20 protein-coding genes are annotated in these 20,583 nt (G+C 45.9%); 7 read left to right on the top strand and 13 right to left on the bottom strand.

Annotated elements, in window-relative coordinates:
* Window positions 1-4 precede the first annotated feature (4 nt).
* Entirely contained in the window at window positions 5-943 is a 939-nt protein-coding gene (gene secF / locus NIT79A3_RS02335) for a protein translocase subunit SecF (RefSeq protein ID WP_013964659.1), read from the top strand.
* Between the two features lie 131 nt (window positions 944-1,074).
* A complete protein-coding gene (locus tag NIT79A3_RS02330) occupies window positions 1,075-1,605 on the top strand; it encodes a DedA family protein (RefSeq protein WP_156797143.1) in 531 nt (176 codons plus the stop codon).
* Between the two features lie 629 nt (window positions 1,606-2,234).
* Here NIT79A3_RS02330 and NIT79A3_RS02325 read toward each other — a convergent pair.
* From NIT79A3_RS02325 to NIT79A3_RS02280, 10 genes are all read right to left on the bottom strand, one after another.
* Window positions 2,235-2,816, bottom strand: coding sequence for a hypothetical protein (locus NIT79A3_RS02325; RefSeq protein WP_013964657.1), 582 nt, complete (start codon window positions 2,814-2,816; stop codon window positions 2,235-2,237).
* A 66-nt stretch (window positions 2,817-2,882) separates the two neighbouring features.
* Window positions 2,883-3,467, bottom strand: a complete 585-nt coding sequence (locus tag NIT79A3_RS02320; protein ID WP_013964656.1) for a hypothetical protein — start codon at window positions 3,465-3,467, stop codon at window positions 2,883-2,885.
* A 169-nt stretch (window positions 3,468-3,636) separates the two neighbouring features.
* On the bottom strand, window positions 3,637-4,899 hold the full coding sequence (locus NIT79A3_RS02315) for a methane monooxygenase/ammonia monooxygenase subunit B (RefSeq protein WP_013964655.1): 1,263 nt from the start codon (window positions 4,897-4,899) through the stop codon (window positions 3,637-3,639).
* Window positions 4,899-5,723 carry a methane monooxygenase/ammonia monooxygenase subunit A gene (locus NIT79A3_RS02310; RefSeq protein WP_013964654.1) on the bottom strand — a complete coding sequence of 275 codons (825 nt, stop codon included), beginning with the start codon at window positions 5,721-5,723 and terminating at the stop codon, window positions 4,899-4,901. The genes NIT79A3_RS02315 and NIT79A3_RS02310 overlap by 1 nt, the downstream gene beginning before the upstream one ends.
* A gap of 180 nt (window positions 5,724-5,903) precedes the next feature.
* Window positions 5,904-6,713: a methane monooxygenase/ammonia monooxygenase subunit C gene (locus NIT79A3_RS02305; protein WP_013964653.1), complete on the bottom strand. Its 810-nt coding sequence runs from the start codon at window positions 6,711-6,713 to the stop codon at window positions 5,904-5,906.
* A gap of 362 nt (window positions 6,714-7,075) precedes the next feature.
* Entirely contained in the window at window positions 7,076-7,462 is a 387-nt protein-coding gene (locus tag NIT79A3_RS02300) for a response regulator (RefSeq protein ID WP_013964652.1), read from the bottom strand.
* A 135-nt stretch (window positions 7,463-7,597) separates the two neighbouring features.
* The gene (locus tag NIT79A3_RS02295) at window positions 7,598-9,055 is read right to left on the bottom strand and encodes a potassium transporter TrkG (protein ID WP_013964651.1); all 1,458 of its coding nucleotides are present in this window, start codon (window positions 9,053-9,055) and stop codon (window positions 7,598-7,600) included.
* 12 nt (window positions 9,056-9,067) lie between these two features.
* The gene (gene trkA, locus NIT79A3_RS02290; RefSeq protein WP_013964650.1) at window positions 9,068-10,519 is read right to left on the bottom strand and encodes a Trk system potassium transporter TrkA; all 1,452 of its coding nucleotides are present in this window, start codon (window positions 10,517-10,519) and stop codon (window positions 9,068-9,070) included.
* Between the two features lie 9 nt (window positions 10,520-10,528).
* A complete protein-coding gene (locus NIT79A3_RS02285; protein WP_013964649.1) occupies window positions 10,529-11,317 on the bottom strand; it encodes an inositol monophosphatase family protein in 789 nt (262 codons plus the stop codon).
* A gap of 2 nt (window positions 11,318-11,319) precedes the next feature.
* Window positions 11,320-11,877, bottom strand: a complete 558-nt coding sequence (locus tag NIT79A3_RS02280) for a thioredoxin family protein (protein WP_013964648.1) — start codon at window positions 11,875-11,877, stop codon at window positions 11,320-11,322.
* A 136-nt stretch (window positions 11,878-12,013) separates the two neighbouring features.
* On the opposite strand from NIT79A3_RS02280, the gene NIT79A3_RS02275 reads away from it, so the two are divergent.
* From NIT79A3_RS02275 to NIT79A3_RS18985, 5 genes are all read left to right on the top strand, one after another.
* The gene (locus tag NIT79A3_RS02275) at window positions 12,014-12,781 is read left to right on the top strand and encodes a 16S rRNA (uracil(1498)-N(3))-methyltransferase (protein ID WP_348225691.1); all 768 of its coding nucleotides are present in this window, start codon (window positions 12,014-12,016) and stop codon (window positions 12,779-12,781) included.
* Window positions 12,782-12,824: 43 nt separating this feature from the next.
* The gene (gene argA / locus NIT79A3_RS02270; RefSeq protein ID WP_013964646.1) at window positions 12,825-14,168 is read left to right on the top strand and encodes an amino-acid N-acetyltransferase; all 1,344 of its coding nucleotides are present in this window, start codon (window positions 12,825-12,827) and stop codon (window positions 14,166-14,168) included.
* A 109-nt stretch (window positions 14,169-14,277) separates the two neighbouring features.
* Window positions 14,278-14,556 carry an oxidative damage protection protein gene (locus NIT79A3_RS02265; protein ID WP_013964645.1) on the top strand — a complete coding sequence of 93 codons (279 nt, stop codon included), beginning with the start codon at window positions 14,278-14,280 and terminating at the stop codon, window positions 14,554-14,556.
* 155 nt (window positions 14,557-14,711) lie between these two features.
* Window positions 14,712-15,215, top strand: coding sequence for a winged helix-turn-helix domain-containing protein (locus NIT79A3_RS02260; protein ID WP_013964644.1), 504 nt, complete (start codon window positions 14,712-14,714; stop codon window positions 15,213-15,215).
* Window positions 15,188-15,772, top strand: a complete 585-nt coding sequence (locus tag NIT79A3_RS18985) for an IS630 family transposase (RefSeq protein WP_013964643.1) — start codon at window positions 15,188-15,190, stop codon at window positions 15,770-15,772. The genes NIT79A3_RS02260 and NIT79A3_RS18985 overlap by 28 nt, the downstream gene beginning before the upstream one ends.
* A gap of 833 nt (window positions 15,773-16,605) precedes the next feature.
* On the opposite strand, the gene fba is transcribed toward NIT79A3_RS18985, so the two are convergent.
* The 3 genes from fba to NIT79A3_RS02235 form a co-directional block, all read right to left on the bottom strand.
* Window positions 16,606-17,670 carry a class II fructose-bisphosphate aldolase gene (gene fba / locus NIT79A3_RS02245; protein ID WP_013964642.1) on the bottom strand — a complete coding sequence of 355 codons (1,065 nt, stop codon included), beginning with the start codon at window positions 17,668-17,670 and terminating at the stop codon, window positions 16,606-16,608.
* A 135-nt stretch (window positions 17,671-17,805) separates the two neighbouring features.
* Entirely contained in the window at window positions 17,806-19,257 is a 1,452-nt protein-coding gene (gene pyk, locus NIT79A3_RS02240; RefSeq protein WP_013964641.1) for a pyruvate kinase, read from the bottom strand.
* 15 nt (window positions 19,258-19,272) lie between these two features.
* Window positions 19,273-20,451, bottom strand: a complete 1,179-nt coding sequence (locus NIT79A3_RS02235) for a phosphoglycerate kinase (protein ID WP_013964640.1) — start codon at window positions 20,449-20,451, stop codon at window positions 19,273-19,275.
* Window positions 20,452-20,583 lie beyond the last annotated feature (132 nt).

The raw sequence follows: 20,583 nt of genomic DNA, 5'->3' as shown, positions 1-20,583 counted from the left end.
AAATATGGAATTTTTTAGATTTAATCGTGATATCCCCTTCATGAGCTGGAGACGGCAAGGTGCTGTTATTTCATTGATAACATTTATTCTTGCTGTTTTCTTCATTGCCACAAAAGGATTAAATCTTGGCGTCGATTTTACAGGCGGTACGGTTCTGGAAGTTGGTTATAACCAGACAGCTGATCTCGGAAAAATCAGAAGTATTCTTGTTGATCTTGAGATGTCCGATGCCAGCGTACAAAACTTCGGCTCTTCCCGTGAAGTTCTCATACGTTTGCCCATTAAACCAGCAGTTTCTAGCGCACAATTGTCTGAAATTGTATTAAATGCGCTCAAGCAAGCTGATTCCTCTGTAGAAATGAGACGTGTCGAATTTGTCGGCCCGCAAGTTGGTGCAGAATTATTAGAAAATGGTGCACTGGCCTTACTATTTGTTTCATTAGGCATAGTTTCCTATTTGGCCATACGATTTGAATGGAAGTTTGGTGTAGCAGGCATTATCGCAAACTTGCATGATGTCGTTATCATCGTCGGTTGTTTTGCATTCTTTCAGTGGGAATTCTCGCTTACCGTATTGGCTGCTGTATTGGCCATATTGGGTTATTCTGTCAATGAATCCGTAGTCATTTTTGATCGCATTCGAGAAAATTTCAGAAAACACCGCAGAGCATCAATCACACAAGTAATCGATAATGCCATCACACAAACTATGTCACGTACTATCATCACGCATGGCAGTACACAGATGGTAGTTATTGCCATGCTTTTGTTTGGCGGTGAAGTGCTTTACTATTTTTCATTGGCATTAACAATCGGCATTTTGTTTGGAATCTACTCATCAATAATGGTGGGCAGTTCTATAATTATGCTTCTAGGAGTTAAGCGCGAGGATCTCGTTAAGCTGGAGAAAAAGCCTCTAGAAAATGATGGCGCAGTGGTGTAAAGGCTTCCAACACTCCCCGTAATATCTATTTATTATCCTATTCAAGGTAAAGTTGCCCTTTGTTAGCAGATATCATCATTTGGATTGTCCACACAGTTAGTAGCCTGGGCTACCCAGGTATTTTTCTGCTTATGTTAATTGAGTCGAGCTTTATACCTTTTCCCAGTGAAGTCATCATGATTCCAGCAGGTTACCTGGCTTCAAAGGGTGAGATGAACATAGTGGCAGTAATACTATGCGGCATCTTAGGAAGCTTAGTGGGTGCACTAGTCAACTACTATTTAGCAATTAAACTGGGCCGTCTTTTGCTAATCCGTTATGGTAAATATGTCATGTTCAAAGAACACAATCTGCAGCAAATGGAAAATTTCTTTGCTCGTCACGGACATATTTCCACGTTTACCGGTCGATTAATACCTATGATTCGGCAATATATCTCTATACCAGCAGGTTTGGCACGAATGAATCTACCTATATTCTGCTTTTATACCAGTCTTGGTGCTGGAATCTGGGTAATTATTTTGACTTTATTGGGTTACTTCATTGGCGAGAACGAATCTCTAATTCATGAGTATTTACGTGATATCGTTATTGCACTGGTTATTAGCTGCGCGATAGGTATTGCACTCTATTGGAATTATCACCGGCGCTCGGGTCGCTAAGCTTCAAATTAGACATCATCTTCCGAATCATTCACTTTATAATAAAGTGAAATCGAGATAGCGACGGTCTGTATACCTGATCGAATCCCCTCCTACACTATACCCGGTAGCGGAGTCAGCACCGGAAGCGGTAAAGTAGCTGAAGAGCTCCCCCGCTGGGATTGTGATGTCCACCCCCACCCCACCTCCTGAGGCTCCCGTTGAAACAATCCGGCAATTCCGATTTATTACTGCCTTAACCTGACGGGTTTCATTCTTTCCATCATACCGGCGAGCATCGTTTTCACAAACATCGAAGGCATTCCGAACTCAATAATCACTGCATTTCTTCTCCCACTCGGCCAGGTCTCCCCGGGGAAGAGCACACTCTTTCAATACACAAACCTGCCGGATTTACGACATTTCGCCTTGATCAACGAGAGCTTCACAGCTTTATGCCCGTTCACCCTGCTTGGTTGTACCTTCTATCCGGGTTCTGGTTCATCGCCTCACAGCTTCGTTCTACGCCTCGTTAGCCGTGATCAACTTACGGTGGGACTTACACCCACACGAGTGCATCCCAGCTGGGCATACATAAAAAAGGACACAACAAATTCTCTTCGTTGTATCCTTAACTTAGACTATTTTTGTTAAGCTGCAGTTTGTTTATCTGATTTGCGTTTGCTTCGCATATAGAAGAAAACGCCAATTGCAAGCACCAGCACAACCGGTGCAATTATTGCCGATTTAGGTGTTGGACGGCCTTCTCCTACTGAGAATGGAAAGCGTGACACATAATCCTGTGCACCACCTGTCACTGTCACCAGTCCTACAAATTTACCTTTCTCCGGGAAAGTATGGTCTACAGTTATTGATGCCGTTGGGTATACCTTCGGCGGTAAATGAAATACTGTTATCGCATCCAGATTCTCTTCTGATCCCGTGTCACGAATAATCCGTACTTCCGTTTTTAGTGGGCGCAATTCTTCTTGGATGTAATCCAGTGCGATCACTGTTTTTCCAACTTCCGGGATGTCTTCACAGAACTCTTCTTCTTGTGAGAGGGGTTGATAGCCCGTAAAGTGCATTCTGTAGGGCCCTACTGTCAATACACACATATCTTCCGCCAAAGCCAAGCCGCCATGCGCTTGTACTTGCGCTGTGAACATCATGCTCATTGCAAATAATACTGTCAATATTGCTTGCTTTATATCTATTATTCTTGCTGACATTGTTTGAATTTCCTGTCGATAAATGGTTAGTTTATGATGACTTTCTTTTAGGTGTCATCGTGTAATTCAGCTTTTCTTTGCACGACGCGAGGCTATCCAGTCTCTGAAACGCCTTGATCTGATGAGTTTATACCCAAGTATTGTTGTCAGCAATAGGCCGACTGCTGGTCCTATGGTTGCTCTGAATACTTCTGCATAATTAATCATTTCTACTCGCAAGTGATACTCATAGTTCAGTGGCGGCACTCCTTCCGCCGTGACCACTACGAGATATTTCCCTGGGTCCAACGCGCTGCTCATGCTGATGACACCATCTTGATACAGTGCAGGTCGTGCATTTGTGACGGTTTCTCCTTCACTTGCTTTGCTGCCTTTGATTACCTTTACGCCAATTGGCATATCACGCAATGCTGGATCTACTAAATCTATAACGAGTACGGTGCTGCCTGCCTTGGGTATATCCGTGCAATAATGTCCGCCTTCATCTACCTGTGGCTGGTAGGTACTGAGGTGAATCATGTTCTCGCCGATCCGGCGCATACAGCTGTCTTCTTCCATGGCAACTTTGCCATGTGCGCTAACTGTATTTGTGTAAAGTGCCATAACAAGTATAAAGACTGCGATCCCTGCTTGTGTTATTTGTCTTGTCACGACAAATCCTCCTCTTGGGTAAGCGCCTCTAATTTTGCCTGTTCTTCTAGTGTCCGCATTCTCTTTGTGTAGTACCCTAAATTTTACTTTGTTCTCTTCTACTGATAAAAAAGCCGGTACACCGGCTGTCTTGCGACAGTGGTGTACCGGCGTTGATGCTTAACTAAGCTTATAGCTTGGTAAAGACTGGGATAACTGCACCAGCAATACTATTAATATAGCGATTGCCTTCTTGGTCCCAGGTCATCAGTAAGCCACCAAAGCGGCTTTCTGGGTCACCCAACAGTGCCATCAAACGTTGTACTTCCCACAACGCATCTTTGGCTTCCATCTTAACTTCACGGGTTTCTCCAGGCTGAATTCCTTTGTCGTCATCCATTGATAAACCAGTTGCTACCAGTTCTCTTGGATAATCTGGATCCAGGTGTTGCTGTCCCAATTTGTTAACAAAACGTACACCTGCTGTGGTGAATTCACCGATGTTGACCGCTGAGTCTCCATTGTTGGTGATTTCCATGGTCACACGTAATGCGCGGCCTGGTACGTCATAGTTAGCATGTGTTACTTTGATTGCAACTGGGTTCGGTGCAATCGGCATTGGTGCTACTTTAGATTCACCAGCTTGGATCGGTACTGTGTATGGGTGCACGCTTTCTGTATAACGATAGCCTCCCCATACCACTGCACAGGTCAGGATCGCAACTGCCAATCCAACTTTTCTGTCCGTTGGTGATGTCAGTAACTCATCACCATACGCCAGCAATACACGGCTACGTGGCAGGAACATCGGTTTCGCTACAAAGTAGCCAATCCAGAAGCAGCCGATAGCTAGCCATAATACATGCCAGAATATGCCATTGCTGAAGTTGAAATTCTCCAGGTCAATGGTTTTACCAGTCAGTGTGGTGATTGGGTTGGTGAAGTCATCCCAACTTCCAGAGATGTTCATCCAAGAGGCTGGGCCTGCAATAGGTCCTGCGTCCTTGATGTTTACCATCGCGTGCATGTGATGACGTCCTGGAATCCTTGCTTTCAGTTTCACTTCAAATTCATAGTCACGTCCAATTTCCAGTGGGCCTGATATGAAGGTCGGTTCGCCATTCAGCTTGGTGCTTAAACGTACAAACACCGGGCTAGGACTTCCTACGTTAAAAAATGCACGTGTTGGCTTACCTACCGCACGTGGCCAATCTTCTGCTAAGTGAAACTTCCCTGTCATGGTAGCAATGTCATTGACTTTGGTGACTTTCGGTTGCCATTTCAAGTCGTACCATTGAATACTACGCATACGCAGGAACGGTTCTTGTGAACGTTCACCGTGTGCCGCTGCCGGTGCTACGTCTACTACCAGCGTTACCGCCAGTGATGCCGCTCCTATCGCAGCTCCATACAGGCCTAATACGCCCAGCTTTAAAATGCTTTTTATATTCATTATTTGATCCCCTGTGCAAAGCCTTTTTCACCAAAAGCTGTTACGTCGTTCTTCATAGAGATACGACCTCTTTCACCTTTAACATAGTAGAAAGCGGTGCAATATAATTTGCCAAAGTACCACCATACACAGAACATCAGCATGGATACAAAAGCCCCGAAGAAGGCCGCAATCACTGTGGTGTGTCCACCAAACGTACGCAGTGAGCCTTGTTCAATCAAGCGCACATATTCCGGTGTACCAGTCCGCACATACAGGAATCCTGTGTAGTCAGCTACTGACAGTAATACACCTTCTACTACCACTGGTAAGTGGGTCGGGCCAAATATCGGCCAGTTGCCTGGATAGAAAAACAATCCCCAGAAACCACCGCCTAACAGTGCTGTAATCAGCCAGTTACCCGTCAACAGTAAAACTGTATCTAACATCAGCGCACCAGGAATCATGGTTGATGGCAATACAAAGTTGATTGGGTAATGTGACCACCAGTAGAAGCCCCAGTAACGGGTCAGCCATTCACCTACTAACAGGCATACGATACAGAGTGTCGCGCCAAATGGCAGGCGATAGTTTACCCACAGGTAATACTGAAGCGCTGCACAGTACATGATACCTACAATCGGTGTTACAACAGGCCACCATTGACGGTCTTTCCAGTCAAGCCAAAAATCCCAGTCTCCTGCCAGTAGCATGAAGTGCATGTGATAGGTACCAACCAGAAGAATACAGAGAATTGGAAAATACACCGCATCTATATATCTGGACATTCTGACTGCTTCTGGCGGCATCTTTGCCGCTGCTAAAATTTCGTCTGTTCTACTCACTAGACCCTCCCTTCTTCTTTTCGTGTGATATTAAATATGAAAACTCTTTGACGATTCCTTTACTACTACTTTGCTGCTAATTCGTCGTCGCGATACATTTCGTTTCCATAACTGCAAGTAACTTAAATCTCTTTACCACTCCTATCTCTCTTCGAGACAGGAGTGGTAATCTCGCCTAGATTAAGGAACTATCCGGTTGTTCAGAATCTCTTTGCTTGAGTTATTCCAGATAACGTCGGTCAGGTTGGAGTAACGGGTGATAATTTGTGCTGCGATACCACCTGAAAACAAGCCTGCCCAGCCCAGAATCACAAAGCCCCAGTGCAATGGCGCACTGAACAGTTCTTCCATGAACCAGAATGCATGACCCCATTCGTTCAATCCTACGTTAGGCAGAATCATCAATGGGCCTGCAATTGCCATAACCAGCGGGAATGATGTGCCGCGGCTATACAGTGGCAAACGGGTCATCGCGTACAGGTATGAGGCTATGCCACATACGATGTACATCGGGAATGAGCCGTAAAACACCACTACGTGACTTGGCGTGAAGCTGGTGTCACGAATAATCACTTGGTGCCACGATGCATCTTGTTCGGTGAAGAAGCTTCCGCCCCAGTAAACACCAAACAAATACACACCCAGCCACATCATCCAGTAGAAATAACGTTTGATCTCTAACTTTGGATCCAGGTTGTCCAGTTGTTCTTTCGTGTCACGGGTCTTCAGGATCCAGCCCCAGGTGATCAAAGCAAATAAAGGCATCAGGGTCATGTGTACGCGCCACAGTCCCATCCACACTTTGTCAAATTCCGGTTCCATCGAGTCCATGCCGTGTGAATATGCAAATGTCCTTTGATACCAGATCCAAAATATCGCCACCAATAACATGGTGAGCATTCCTATCTTGTAGTACTTTGAGTCGTACCACAGCGACATGTCATAGTTAGCGCTCGAACTTGCGCTCGTTGTGCCATAAGTTGTTGCCATGTTTCTATCTCCTAACTGTTAATCAAAACTACTTCCCGTTCTTACTACTTCTTATCACTTTTAATACTAATTAATTAGTACTGCTTTAAAATTCGGCAGCTAAATCTTCCCTGCTTACTTCTCTCAATTTAGCTACACCTCTCAGGCTAGTCGACCTTGGGGTTTAAAGTCAAGTCATTTGTCATAAAATCCCCTACCTTCCCCAATGGTCTTACACCCCAATATTCAAACTTTTTCCTTTACTCACAATAAGTAAAAAAACATTCTGAAGCTACATTCTAAATAAACTTAACACGCTACTAAATTCAATAGCTGTAATAAATCCGACTAGAACGCGCATACAGACATGCACACTAATCAAGCTACAAAGTGTAGTTTCGTATTATGCTCAATAAATCCTCAGCGGTAAATGGTTTAGTCAGATAATCGTTAGAACCTGACATTCTGCCTCGAGCTTTATCAAAAAGACCATCTTTACTGGATAACATAATCACCGGGATCGATTGATAAATAGGGTTTTTTTTAATCAACATACAAGCTTGATATCCATCCAAGCGCGGCATTGTTATGTCAACAAAAATAATATCAGGCTGGTTATCAACAATTTTAGACATTGCTTCAAATCCGTCTTCTGCAAGAATCACTTCACATTCCGATGGCCTCAAAAATAATTCAGCGCTTCTCCTGATCGTATTGCTGTCATCGATAATCATGACTTTAATACCTTTCAATGCACCGGCATTATCCATGTACACTCCATGTGATTATTTGGCAAAAATCTTATAGGCCAGCAACTATTTAATCTTTCTATCAGTCTTTATTTGTTAGAACCCTATTGCTTATTTTTCAGCACTCAAAGTAGTTCTTCTGCTTAAAAATGAATTTCATTTCCTCCAGAATGCGGGTGTGAATATGACCAATATTGTAAAAAACTCCAGTCTACCTAGCAGCATGGCAAAACTGCATATCCATATCTGAGAATCTGTTAGGGAAGCATAAGTCGTTGCTGGTCCAATTTCACCAAGACCCGGTCCTAGATTATTGATACAAGCAACTGCCGCAGAAAAGGATGTAATGACATCCAATCCAGTAAACGTAAGTGCAAGTGTCATCGACACAATACTTGCCGAATAAACAAACAAAAACCCAAGTACCGCGAGAATGACGCGATTCGCTACCACACTCCTGCCCAACTTGGCTGGAATAACCGCATTGGGATGCATGATCGTAATCATTTCACGATACACTTGCTGATACAAAATTCGAGCCCGTATCATTTTTATACCACCGCCGGTAGAACCTGAAGAAGTACAAAATCCGGATAAAAATAACATCCATAATGGAACAAACATTGGCCACAAGCTGTAATCTGTATTGCTATAGCCGGTAGTGGTTGCAACTGAAACAATATTGAAAACAGCATAACGCAACGCTACTAGCGGATCCGTGTAAACATCAACAAACCACAAATAAGATGCCAATCCAATACAACTGAATAAAACAATCATTACATACCAACCAACTTCAGAATCGTAGCGATAGGAAATTAAACTTTTTGCCCGCCAGGCCAGAAAATGCGTCGCGAAATTTATTCCTGCAACCAGCATAAACAGAATGGCGACCGATTCTATGAGTGGCGAATCCCAGTAACCGTAACTCGCATCATGAGAAGAGAAGCCACCTAAGCCCAGGGTCGTGAACGCATGCATCACAGCATCAAACCAATCCATACCCGCCCATCGGTACGCGACAACACAAGCCAATGTTAGACTCGCATAAATTGTCCACAACCCCTTGGCAGTTTCTGCAATACGCGGAGTGAGCTTGTTCTCTTTCATCGGTCCGGGTATTTCTGCATTGAGCAATTGTCGCCCCCCTACCCCTAATAGTGGCAGAATCGCGACCGCCAGAACGATCAAACCCATCCCTCCGAGCCAAACCATTTCACCGCGCCATAAATTGATAGACGGAGGCAATGCATCCAATCCCGACAACACAGTACCACCCGTTGCCGTTAATCCTGAAGTAGCTTCAAAATAGGCCATACTAAGATTGAGATCAGGAAGGTAAATTAATAGCGGTAACATAGCAAAGGCTGGCAAAGCTGCCCAGACCAGAACGACAAGTAAAAAACCATCCCTTGTCTGCAATTCACGTTTATAGCGACGTGTCACCAACCACATGAGCAAACCACAACTCATAGTAATCAAAATGGATTCTTCAAAGGCAAATCGCGCACCGTCGTTGTTCCACAGCGCTAGGCCAAGCGGAATCAACATCGTAAGCCCGAATATCAGAACCATCTTGCCAAGTACATTAACGACAACAAAAAGCCGATTCATGCCATTTCTTATTTACAGAAAACCAACATTGACTTGGAACAATTTTTCCACTTCGCGGATCATCTTTCTGTTAATCACAAATAAGATCACATGGTCTTCTTGTTCGATGATCGTGTCATGATGCGCAATAATGACTCGTATATCCTTATCTGAGTGATACAAAGCCTTTTCACGCTCGGCACTCAGATTTTCACCGAATGTTCCTTCAGATTTAGGTAATCCTCTTACGATAGCGCCAATTGTGGCACCTTTGGGCAGCTTTATTTCTTCTACCTTTCGTCCTACTACATTGGAAGATCTGGCATCGCCATGCGCCACCAATTCCAATGCTTCCGCCGCACCACGACGCAAGCTATGCACCGCGGCAACATCGCCATGCCGGACGTAAGCCAGTAAGGAACCGATCGTAACTTGTGCCGGGGAAATAGCAATATCAATACCGCTGCTTTGCACCAGATCCACATACGCACGGCGATTGATCAACGCAATGACCTTATGCGCCCCCATACGTTTCGCCAACAGCGCTGACATAATATTATTCTCATCATCATTCGTCAGCGCGCAAAACATATCCATCTCGGCAATATTCTCAGCTTCCAGCAATGTTTCATCCGTTGCATCACCATGTAATACCAGTGCGTTATTCAACTCTCCGGCCAAACGCTCACTGGCTTGATAATCACGCTCAATGATTCTGACCTGATAGTCTTTTTCCAATGTTACGCTAAGACGCTTGCCTATTTTCCCGCCGCCAGCGATCATTACTCGCTTGACTGGTTTATCCATCTTCCGCAGCTCTCGCATCACAGTCCGGATATCTTCGGTGGCAGCGATAAAAAACACCTCATCTTCTGCTTCGATCACCGTGTCTCCTTCGGGAATAATCGGCCGGTCTTTGCGGAAAATTGCGGCTACACGTGAATCCACATTAGGAACATGCTTACGCAATTCCTGTAATTGCTGCCCAACAAGCGATCCGCCTTGTAATGCGCGTACAGCAACCAAACTCACTTTCCCCGACGCAAAATCGAGCACCTGCAAAGCTTCAGGAAACTCTATCAACTTCTCAATATATTCCGTCAGAATCTGTTCCGGAGAAATGGCAAAATCGACACAGAAATTCTCGGTAGAAAAAATATCCGGGTGTGCCAAATATTCAGTCGATCGAATACGTGCAATTTTAGTGGGTGTGTTAAATAAGGTAGCGGCAAGCTTACAAGCCACTAAGTTGGTTTCGTCATGTTCGGTAACTGCCAGAATCATATCCGCATCATGAGCCCCGGCGTTCTCTAGCACGGATGGATGTGATGCATTACCAACAACTGTCCGCAAATCCAAGCGATCCTGCAATAATGCCAATCGCTTGGAATCAACATCGACCATCGTGATGTCATTGGCTTCACTGACCAAGCTTTCTGCAACAGACGAGCCCACCTGACCAGCCCCCAGAATGATGATTTTCAATTGACTTACCTATTCCTTCCGGTTCTCGCGCACCCAATCGCGCCATTGGGTAAACAATCCAGGATCCAACGCCGCAATCACTGAGCGTTGCCAAGGCGAACCCGCCCAATAATCATCTTGATCAAAACCGCACATTTTCCCGCCCGCTTCTTCAAGAATCAGCGAACCAGCCGCATAATCCCAAGGCTTCTGCCCGCCATGCAGATACAAATCAAAATAACCGGCGGCGGTATAACACCATTCGAGGGCACAAGCGCCATAATTTCGCTGCGATGCATACGGCGGATAGGCTGCGACTCTTGCCGCAAATTTTCTATCCAATCGCTTCAAATCCACATTCGCCATTGCACTCGATAACGTAGGCACATATTTCTTGATAGGCAATGCTGTTCCATTTAGAAAAGCACCGCCGCCTTTTGTCGCATAAAACATTTCGTCGGCTACCGGGTTATAAATCACCCCTAAAACGCCCCTGCCTTGTTCCATCAATGCCACCGAAATTGCAAAATAAGGTAGTCCATTCAAAAAATTAGAAGTGCCATCAATCGGATCAACACTCCACAATCCGGCTTTACCCTGAGTCCACTGCTCTTCCTGTTCCTGTCTCGACATTTCCTCGCCCATGGTAGCAGCCGGATAAATCTTCTGTAACTCGTAGAGCAAAGCATTCTGTGCGGCAACATCCGCTTCGGTGAAAAAACTGCCGTCCGACTTAAGCTGCCGGTCGACTTGCAGATAACGCGGCATAATTACCTGCTGTGCAACTTCTTTAACAACCGTGATAACTTTTTCTAGCACGTTTACTCCGTACGCCACTTGATCGAGCAACCGATACTGGGGATTTGATTTTCTGGACCACGACCTGTTTTAGCAACCTGCAGCATGGCTTCAAACAGATCGCGGTGCACATCAGCGGGAGCCGCTTCTTTCCGCGATGCATCCAGACGTCCGCGATATTGCAGCTCCAGTTTACTATTGAATCCAAAAAAATCGGGCGTACACACCGCGCCATATTTCTTAGCAATTTCTTGGGTTTCATCCCAGACGTAAGGAAATGGATAATTTAATTTCTTGGCAACCAAGGTCATATTCTCAAACGAATCTTCCGGATAATCGGCTGGATCATTCGACATGATCGCGATCGCATTCATGCCATACGGCTTCAATTCATTCACATCACGAATAATGCGATCCTGAACGGCTTTCACATACGGGCAATGATTGCAGATAAACATCACCAGCAAGCCGTTTTCTCCTTTCGCGGAAGCCAGGTTATACCGCTTACCATCAACACCTAACAAATCAAAATCAATCGCCTTCCAGCCAAAATCACACACCGGTGTTTCCAGACTTGCCATATACTTTCTCCTGTTATCGATAATATTTCAGAAAATCACTTTTCAGCTTGTCGCTTTTCAAATTCAACGTGACGCTCAGACAATGCTGAATACTTATCGTGCTATATTAGCATGAGTCCATTATTGAAATTGCTACTTGCCCAGACCCGACCCAATCATGCATGCGCGCTTTTATCACCCGGCAGAAATTGCCATTGGGCAACTCATTGAGCTTTCCGTCGAGAACAAACATCATGCTGCGCGGGTGTTGCGGCTAAAAGAAGGGGATGCCATCACGTTATTTAATGGCCATGGCGGTGAATTTTCTGCATTCATCGAAAATATCAGTAAATCAAATACCACGGTTTTGATTGATGCCTATCAGGACATGGACTGTGAATCGCCCCTTAATATAACGCTCGCGCAAGCCATATGTGTTAATGAAAAAATGGATTGGATCATACAGAAAGCAGCGGAATTGGGCGTGACATGCATACAGCCGGTTTCGACTGTCCGCAGCATTGTGCATCTTTCCGACGAGCGTTCTTCCAAGCGCCTGCAACACTGGCAGAAAATCATTATTTCAGCGTGTGAACAATGCGGCAGGAATCATTTGCCGCAGATATTGCCTTTGATTTCGCTACCGGAATGGCTAAGTCAAAAGAAAACCATGCGATCATCGCACGATCTGAATTTCATGCTTTCCACAACAGCAGTAGAAAGTTTAAGAAACATGCCCCAACCATCTGCCAGTGCGCACATAGCGCTGGTGATTGGACCTGAAGGGGGATTCACGCAGGAAGAAGAAATAGCAATTTCACATACCGGCTTCATTCCGGTACGGTTGGGAAAACGCATATTGCGCACTGAGAGTGCCGCTTTAGCGGCCATTTCCGCAATGCAAACCCTATGGGGCGACTTCTGAGCAAATAGTCTACTAATTTAAAAAAAGAGAATCTTGACGATCAATGAACTCCACCACCTCTGAATTTGTTTCCTGGTTTCGTTCGGTTACGCCTTATATCAATGCATTCAGGGGAAAAACCTTTGTCATTGGTTTTAGTGGCGAAATGGTCACCGATGCAAAATTTGTCAGCTTTATTCACGATATCAATTTACTTGCCAGTCTCGGCGTCAGATTGGTACTTGTCCACGGCGCACGCCCGCAAATTCAGTTACGTCTGGATGAATCGCAATTGGAAACGCAGTCGGTCATGGGCATGCGCGTTACCGATTCCGCCGCGCTGCAATGTGTCAAAGAATCGGTGGGACGTGTGCATCATGAAATTGCCGCATTGCTCTCGATGGGGTTACCCAACTCACCAATGGCCAACGCTTCCATTCGCGTAAGCAGCGGGAATTTTGTCACGGCTTGTCCGTATGGCGTTATTCAAGGCATCGATTTGATGCATACCGGAAAAGTGCGCAAGATTAATGCGCAAGATATTCATTCCCGTCTGGAACAAAATGATGTCGTATTGATTTCACCACTGGGCTATTCACCGACTGGTGAGATTTTTAATCTTACGATGGAGAATGTGGCTACCGAAGTCGCGATTGCTCTCAGTGCCGAGAAATTGATTTTCCTTTTAGATACCCTGGATACCGTAGCAACTTCCGCTCACAATCCTGAAGTACTCTCGCGAGAACTCACTGTCGCAGAAAGTAAATCTTTGCTCGAAAACAAAGCACCGGTAACCACGGCTTTACTCTCCGACGAAATCCGCTCATCGCTACGCTGCGCAATCAAGGCCTGTGAAACGCATGTCACACGAACGCATCTAATAAGCCGCCACAGCGATGGCGCCATTCTACAAGAGTTATTCACGCACGATGGCATCGGCTGGATGATCTCGCAGGAAACACTGCAAGCACTCCGCAAGGCCAGAATAGAAGATGTCGGTGGTATTCTGCAACTGATTGAACCGCTGGAAACTGAAGGCATTCTGGTAAGACGTAATCGTGAATTACTGGAAATTGAAATTGACCGTTTTACGGTTTTCGAACACGACGGTGTAATCCTCGGCTGCGCTGCGCTGTATCCGTTTCCTGAAGAACACGCCTGCGAACTCGCCTGCTTAGCGATTCACGCGGATTATCGTGACTTGGGGCACGGCAACCGTTTACTCAAACATATCGAAAGCCAGACCATTTCCCAGGGTATCCGCAAACTGTTTGTACTCACCACGCATGCCACGCATTGGTTCATTGAACACGGCTTTACCGAAGCTACCCCGGCCGAATTACCCAAAGCCAAACAGAATTTATACAATTATCAACGCCGCTCGAAGGTACTGATTAAACACTTGTGATTCGATCGGAATCACTTAAATTCACAACGACGGTTTACTGATTGCGGTGAACCTTTCATAATGTCGGCTTTTCTTACCGATTATCTTTGTTGACTGATCTGGAGCACAAATGGCAAGAATGGTTAAATGCATAAAACTAGGTCGCGAAGCCGAAGGCCTGGATTTTCAGACCTATCCCGGAGAGCTGGGCAAACGTATTTTTGAAAATGTCTCCAAAGAGGCCTGGCATCAATGGATCGAACACCAAACCATGCTGGTCAACGAGAATCGCTTGAATCTTTCAGATATCAAGGCTCGAAAATATTTGGCTGAACAACTGGAAGCGCATTTTTTTGGTGCGGGAGCGGAAAAACCGGTGGGTTATGTTCCTCCCCAGAGCCAATCATAGCTCATTTTATGGAATAAAAAGTTGCACAAAATCGAATAAAAAGTGAGATTAGACTAAGCTCTTGTTAATTCTTAACTCGCACTTTATTTCGCCTCTAATTCCAATTACAGATAAAAACAGTAATAATATAGCTTTTATTTTTGGTAGAGGCCATCATGGCACGGAAGGCAAGTGGGACGGAGCAACTTGAGGTAGCGATGGAACGGTTAAAGAAAGCCAAGACTGCGGCAGAACTTCGAGCTGCGCAAGCGATAGTGCTGCCATTGTCGCTAGGTTTGAGTCTGGAGCAGACAGCGCTTGCCATTGGCCGTTCAGTAGGTGTCACCTGCAGAATGCGTACCCGGTATGATCCAGCGACGGGAGAGGAAAAGAAAGCCACGCGCAGCAAACGCGAATTACGTAACCGGGCCAAGGCCAGTTTGGAGCAGGAAGCCAGGATTCTGGATGAAGTGCTGAGTGAGGCTGCTACCGGTGGCGTGGTCATTGTTCCGCCCTTGAAACCGGCGGTTGAAGCTAGGCTGGGCAAGCCACTGGCTTTGTCTACTCTGTACCAAATGTTGGCACGGCATGGCTGGCGCAAACTGGCCCCGGATAAAAGCCATCCACAAGCCGACCCAGCAGCGCGCGAGGCGTGGAAAAAAAACTCCCCGAGCGGCTAACCGAGGAAGTGGCGGCTTTTGCGGTCTCGCGCCCGCTGCGTCTAATGTTTCAGGATGAAGCGCGTTTCGGCCGCATCAGCGATGTACGGCACCGCTGGGACAAGAAGCCCCATCGTCCCATGGTACGTGCCATGCTGACGCAACAATACACCTACGCTTATGGCGCAGTCAGCCCACTGGATGGGCGATTTGATTTCCTAATCCTGCCCTGGGTGAACGGGGACTGCATGCAACTTTTCGTGGATGAAATCGCGGCACGTTACCCGCATGAAAATATCATTATGGTGATGGACGGTGCAGGCTGGCACAAAAGCCAAACCATGAAATTGGCAGAGAATATGCGAATCCTGTTTCTACCACCTTACTCGCCAGAACTCAACCCGCAGGAACATGTATGGGATGAATTGCGGGAAAAATTCTTTCATAACCGCGCCTTCGATAGTCTGGATGCGCTTGAGATACATCTGGAAAGCGCGCTAAAAAGCTTTGAATTAAACCAGGAAACTATGCGTAGCATTGCCGGATGGGATTGGATTATTAATGCTGTTTTAAAATAAAATTGGAATAATACGTCATCAGAATGAGTTCTGTAAATGATCACTCTTTCGAAAGCTGTTGAAGTGATCTTTACAAAATCATTAATCTGAATCTCTTGATCTTGAGATCGATCACTGGAGTCAACTATTACAACGAGCCAGTAAGCATCACAAGGCTTATAATGATTCGACTTTTCTTCCTTAACGCTAACAATTGCACGTAGCTTCTCCATTGACATGAGCTGACCAGAATAGCATTGAACAATCCGCCACTTCGGATCTTCATATTCTTCTGTATTCAGATAAACAGATGAAAGTTCTGGTATGTTTTTAAAAACATCTCGGTGTATCAGCCCCGTTCTAAATTCATCAATATTTTTTGCTAACGTAGTGATTTTTTCAACAAGTAGCTTTTGGTTTCGAATGTAATTAACTTTATCGAATGAGAATGAAAGTTCAATTCTTTTTCCACCGTTTTCTAAATAAGATTGATGGGCCCTAGCAACCACAGATTTTCGCACAACACTCTGTTTCTGTTCACTTTCCTCAAGATCTCCTTTCTCAAGAAAGAAATTGGTAATCTCAATCCCAATTCTCCTTTCTCCTTCCAAAATCACACCCGGCTTATCATCAAAGATGATCGTCCCTTCAGGCAACTTATAGCGCTTACAGAACATATTGAAATAGTGTCGCTCTATATCCTGATTAGATCTTTGAGCCATTTGATTTCGGATGCTGAGAAGGGAATGTATAACTTAGGAGATCTGATGATACTCTCAGATCTTGAATCCAAGATGGATTGTGCTTTTCTGCACAATTCATCTTGGATTTATTAAATACTACTGCGATTTGACTTACTTAATAATGGCGTTCAATTCACCTTTTGCATAGCGATTCGCCATACTTTCCAGCGAAATCGGTTTGATTTTACCAGCCTGTCCGGCACAGCCGAAGGCTTCAAAGCGCGCTTTGCAAATATCTTTAGCGGCTGCGGTTGCTTCTTTCAGGAATTTGCGCGGGTCAAAATTGCTTTTGTCTTTTTCCAGGCTGCGGCGGATTGCGCCGGTCATGGCTAGGCGGATGTCGGTGTCGATATTGACTTTGCGCACGCCATACTTGATCCCTTGCTGGATTTCTTCAACCGGTACGCCGTAGGTTTCTTTGATATCACCACCGTATTGACGGATGATATCCAGCCATTCTTGTGGCACTGAGCTGGAGCCGTGCATCACCAGATGGGTATTGGGAATACGTTGATGGATCTCTTTGATGCGTTGAATGGCCAGAATATCGCCCGTCGGTTTACGCGTGAATTTGTAAGCGCCGTGCGAGGTTCCAATGGCAATCGCCAAGGCATCCACCCCGGTTTTGCGCACAAAGTCGGCAGCTTCTTCCGGGTCGGTCAGCAATTGATCATGAGACAACACACCTTCTGCGCCGTGTCCATCTTCTGCTTCTCCCATGCCAGATTCCAACGAACCCAGGCAACCCAGCTCACCTTCAACGGAGACACCCACCGAATGCGCAATATTGACAACATCGGCCGTAACATTGACGTTGTATTCGTAGGTAGAAGGTGTTTTGGCATCTGCTTGCAATGAACCGTCCATCATGACACTTGAAAAACCGCTGCGGATTGCATTGACGCAAACCGACGGCGATGCGCCATGATCCTGATGCATGACAATCGGTATATGCGGATAGGATTCAACGGCCGCTTCAATTAAATGACGTAAAAATGCTTCGCCGGCATATTTCCTCGCGCCTGCAGAACCCTGCATAATGACCGGGCTATTGCATTCATCAGCCGCCTGCATGATCGCCTGGATTTGTTCCAGATTGTTAACGTTAAAAGCAGGTAAGCCATAGCCATTTTCTGCAGCGTGATCGAGTAGTTGTCTTAATGATACGAGTGCCATTTAAATCTCCTTCAAAAAATTATCTTAATGTGATCCTGATTTAGTACAAACGCTTGTTCTTAGAAAATCTTTGATTCTTTTCGCCGCAACTTTCGTTATTCGAATTCCGGCGTTGCATCCAGTCAGTCTGCCGGTTTACGTGACATCCATTCCTTGCCGCAATTTCCATTCGCCGACTTTGATAATCTTCATTGTATTGGTGCCGCCAGATTTACCGACCGGCTCACCAATCGTCATCACCATGATATCACCATTTCGCACGACACCACGCTGGAGCAATTCTTCTTCAGCCAGATTGAGAATAATCTCCGGATCATTAAGCCCTTCGCCAAATTCCACCGGGTAAACGCCTCTGAATAGCGTCACTCTGCGACGCGTTTCTTCATTAGGACTCAGCGCAAAAATAGGCACTTTGGAACTTCTCCGCGACATCAGCAGTGCAGTCACACCGCTTTGCGTTAAAGCAGCAATCGCGCGAATCTGCAGCCCGCTGGCGGTGAACATGGTGGCACGGGCAATCGCTTCTTCAATCGTGCCCGGACTTGTATTCGCCATCCGCTTGTCATGACTGACCAAATATTCCTTTTCGGCCTCCAAACAAACGCGCGCCATGGCTTCTACCGCTTCCACCGGATATTCACCCGCTGCCGATTCTGCCGACAACATCACCGCATCGGTACCATCCAGCACAGCATTGGCAACATCCGATACTTCAGCACGCGTTGGAATCGGATTAGTAATCATCGATTCCATCATCTGCGTTGCGGTCACAACTAACTTATTATTGCCGCGTGCAGAGCGAATCATTCTTTTTTGCAGGGCTGGGACAGCGGCATCTCCTACTTCAACCGCTAAATCGCCGCGCGCCACCATAATCGCATCGGATGCTTCGACAATATCATCGAGCGCAAGAATGGCTTCTGAGCGTTCGATCTTCGCCATGATCATACCTTTACCGCCCGCTTCTTGCATCAGTGCTCGAGCTTGCCGGATATCATCACCGGAGCGGACAAACGAAACAGCCAAATAATCGGCGCCCAGTAGTGCAGCCGTTTTGATATCCTCGAGATCCTTGCTCGTCAATGCAGGCGCACCCAGTCCGCCGCCTTTGCGATTGATACCTTTGTTGTTCGACAGTATCCCGCCCTGCTCAACGATACAGAATACTTGATGACCCTTCACGTGCGAAACACTCAGCACGATGCGGCCATCATCCAGCATTAGCGTGGCACCGGCTTCCAGATCATTCGGCAGTTCTTTATAGTCTAACCCGACTCTTTCCTGATTGCCCAGTTCACAAGTCGCATCCAAAATGAACTGATCGCCCACTTCCAGCCTGATTTTGCCGTGCTCAAACCTGCCAACACGAATTTTCGGACCTTGCAAATCAGCCAGAACACCGACAGTCAGACCCGCAGCTCGTGCCAGCGAGCGGGTCAATTCCGCAAACTCAATATGTTGTTCTCGCGTACCGTGAGAAAAATTAATCCGAACAACATCCACACCCGCCCGGATCATGCGGTCCAATATTTTTGGGTTACTGCATGCGGGGCCGAGTGTTGCTACAATTTTAGTTCTTCGAATCATTATCTCTCTTGGATATTAGTTAGCACGTGTTTCTAATATTTCTACCGCGGGTAATTTTTTACCCTCTAAGAATTCGAGAAATGCGCCACCTGCTGTTGATATATAGGATATTTTGTCATAGATATCATATTTCTGAATCGCAGCAATAGTATCACCCCCGCCCGCCAGCGTAAAAGCGCTCGTTTCCGCAATCGCCCGTGCGATTTTCTCAGTTCCGGCACCAAACTGGTCAAATTCAAATACACCCACCGGACCGTTCCAAACGACTGTTCCCGCACGCATAATGATATCCACCAATTCCTGCGCGCTTTTGGGTCCAATATCAAAAATCATGTCGTCATCACTTACATTACCTGCGTCTTTCAATACTGCAGGCTCGTTGGCATCAAACTTTTTACCCACCACCACGTCGACAGCGATGGGAATCGATGCATTCCGCTTAGCCATTTTATCCATCAGTATTTTGGCCGTTGGAACCAGATCATCTTCGCACAGTGATTTGCCAACATTCTTACCGGTTGCTTTCAGGAATGTATTGGCAATACCGCCACCCACAACGAGTTGATCAACTTTCTCAGATAACGACTCGAGTACTGTCAACTTGGTCGAGACTTTGGAACCCCCGACAATGGCCACCATAGGACGTGCCGGATTCAGCAAAGCTTTGGTTAATGCTTCCAGTTCTTCGGTGAGCAGAATACCTGCACACGCCACTGGCGCATACTTGGCAATGCCATGGGTTGATGCTTCAGCACGGTGCGCGGTACCAAATGCATCCATCACAAAGACGTCGCACAATTTCGCATACTTCTGTGCCGTATCTTCTGAATTTTTCTTTTCGCCTTTATTGATGCGGCAATTCTCCAACACAACCAATTCCCCATCGGCCACTTCAAAACCACCATCGACCCAGTCGCGGATTAAACGCACGGGTTTATTTAAACGGCCTGCAATATTATCCGCGACCGGTTTCAGTGAATTTTCCTCTGCCCACACACCTTCCTCAGGGCGGCCGAGATGCGATGTGACCATCACCTTGGCGCCTTGTTTAAGGCAATGATTAATCGTCGCCATCGAGGCGGAAATGCGTGCATCCGATGTCACCTTACCATCCTTCACAGGCACATTCAGATCAGCGCGTATAAATACACGTTTACCTTTCAGATCAAGGTCAACAAGTTTAATAACAGACACGGCAAGCTCCAAAATTGTCTTTAAGAAAATATAAAGGATAGCAAGCGCTACCCTTTATGTCTTAACGAATTGAATATTAAGTCAAACAGCAGTCAAGATTTTATTTATTCTTAACTGCGTATCTTCAAATAC

Source organism: Nitrosomonas sp. Is79A3 (assembly GCF_000219585.1).
Classification (GTDB): domain Bacteria; phylum Pseudomonadota; class Gammaproteobacteria; order Burkholderiales; family Nitrosomonadaceae; genus Nitrosomonas.
The sequence above is the reverse complement of the archived record's forward strand: the minus strand, read 5'-3'. Positions and strand labels throughout refer to the sequence as shown.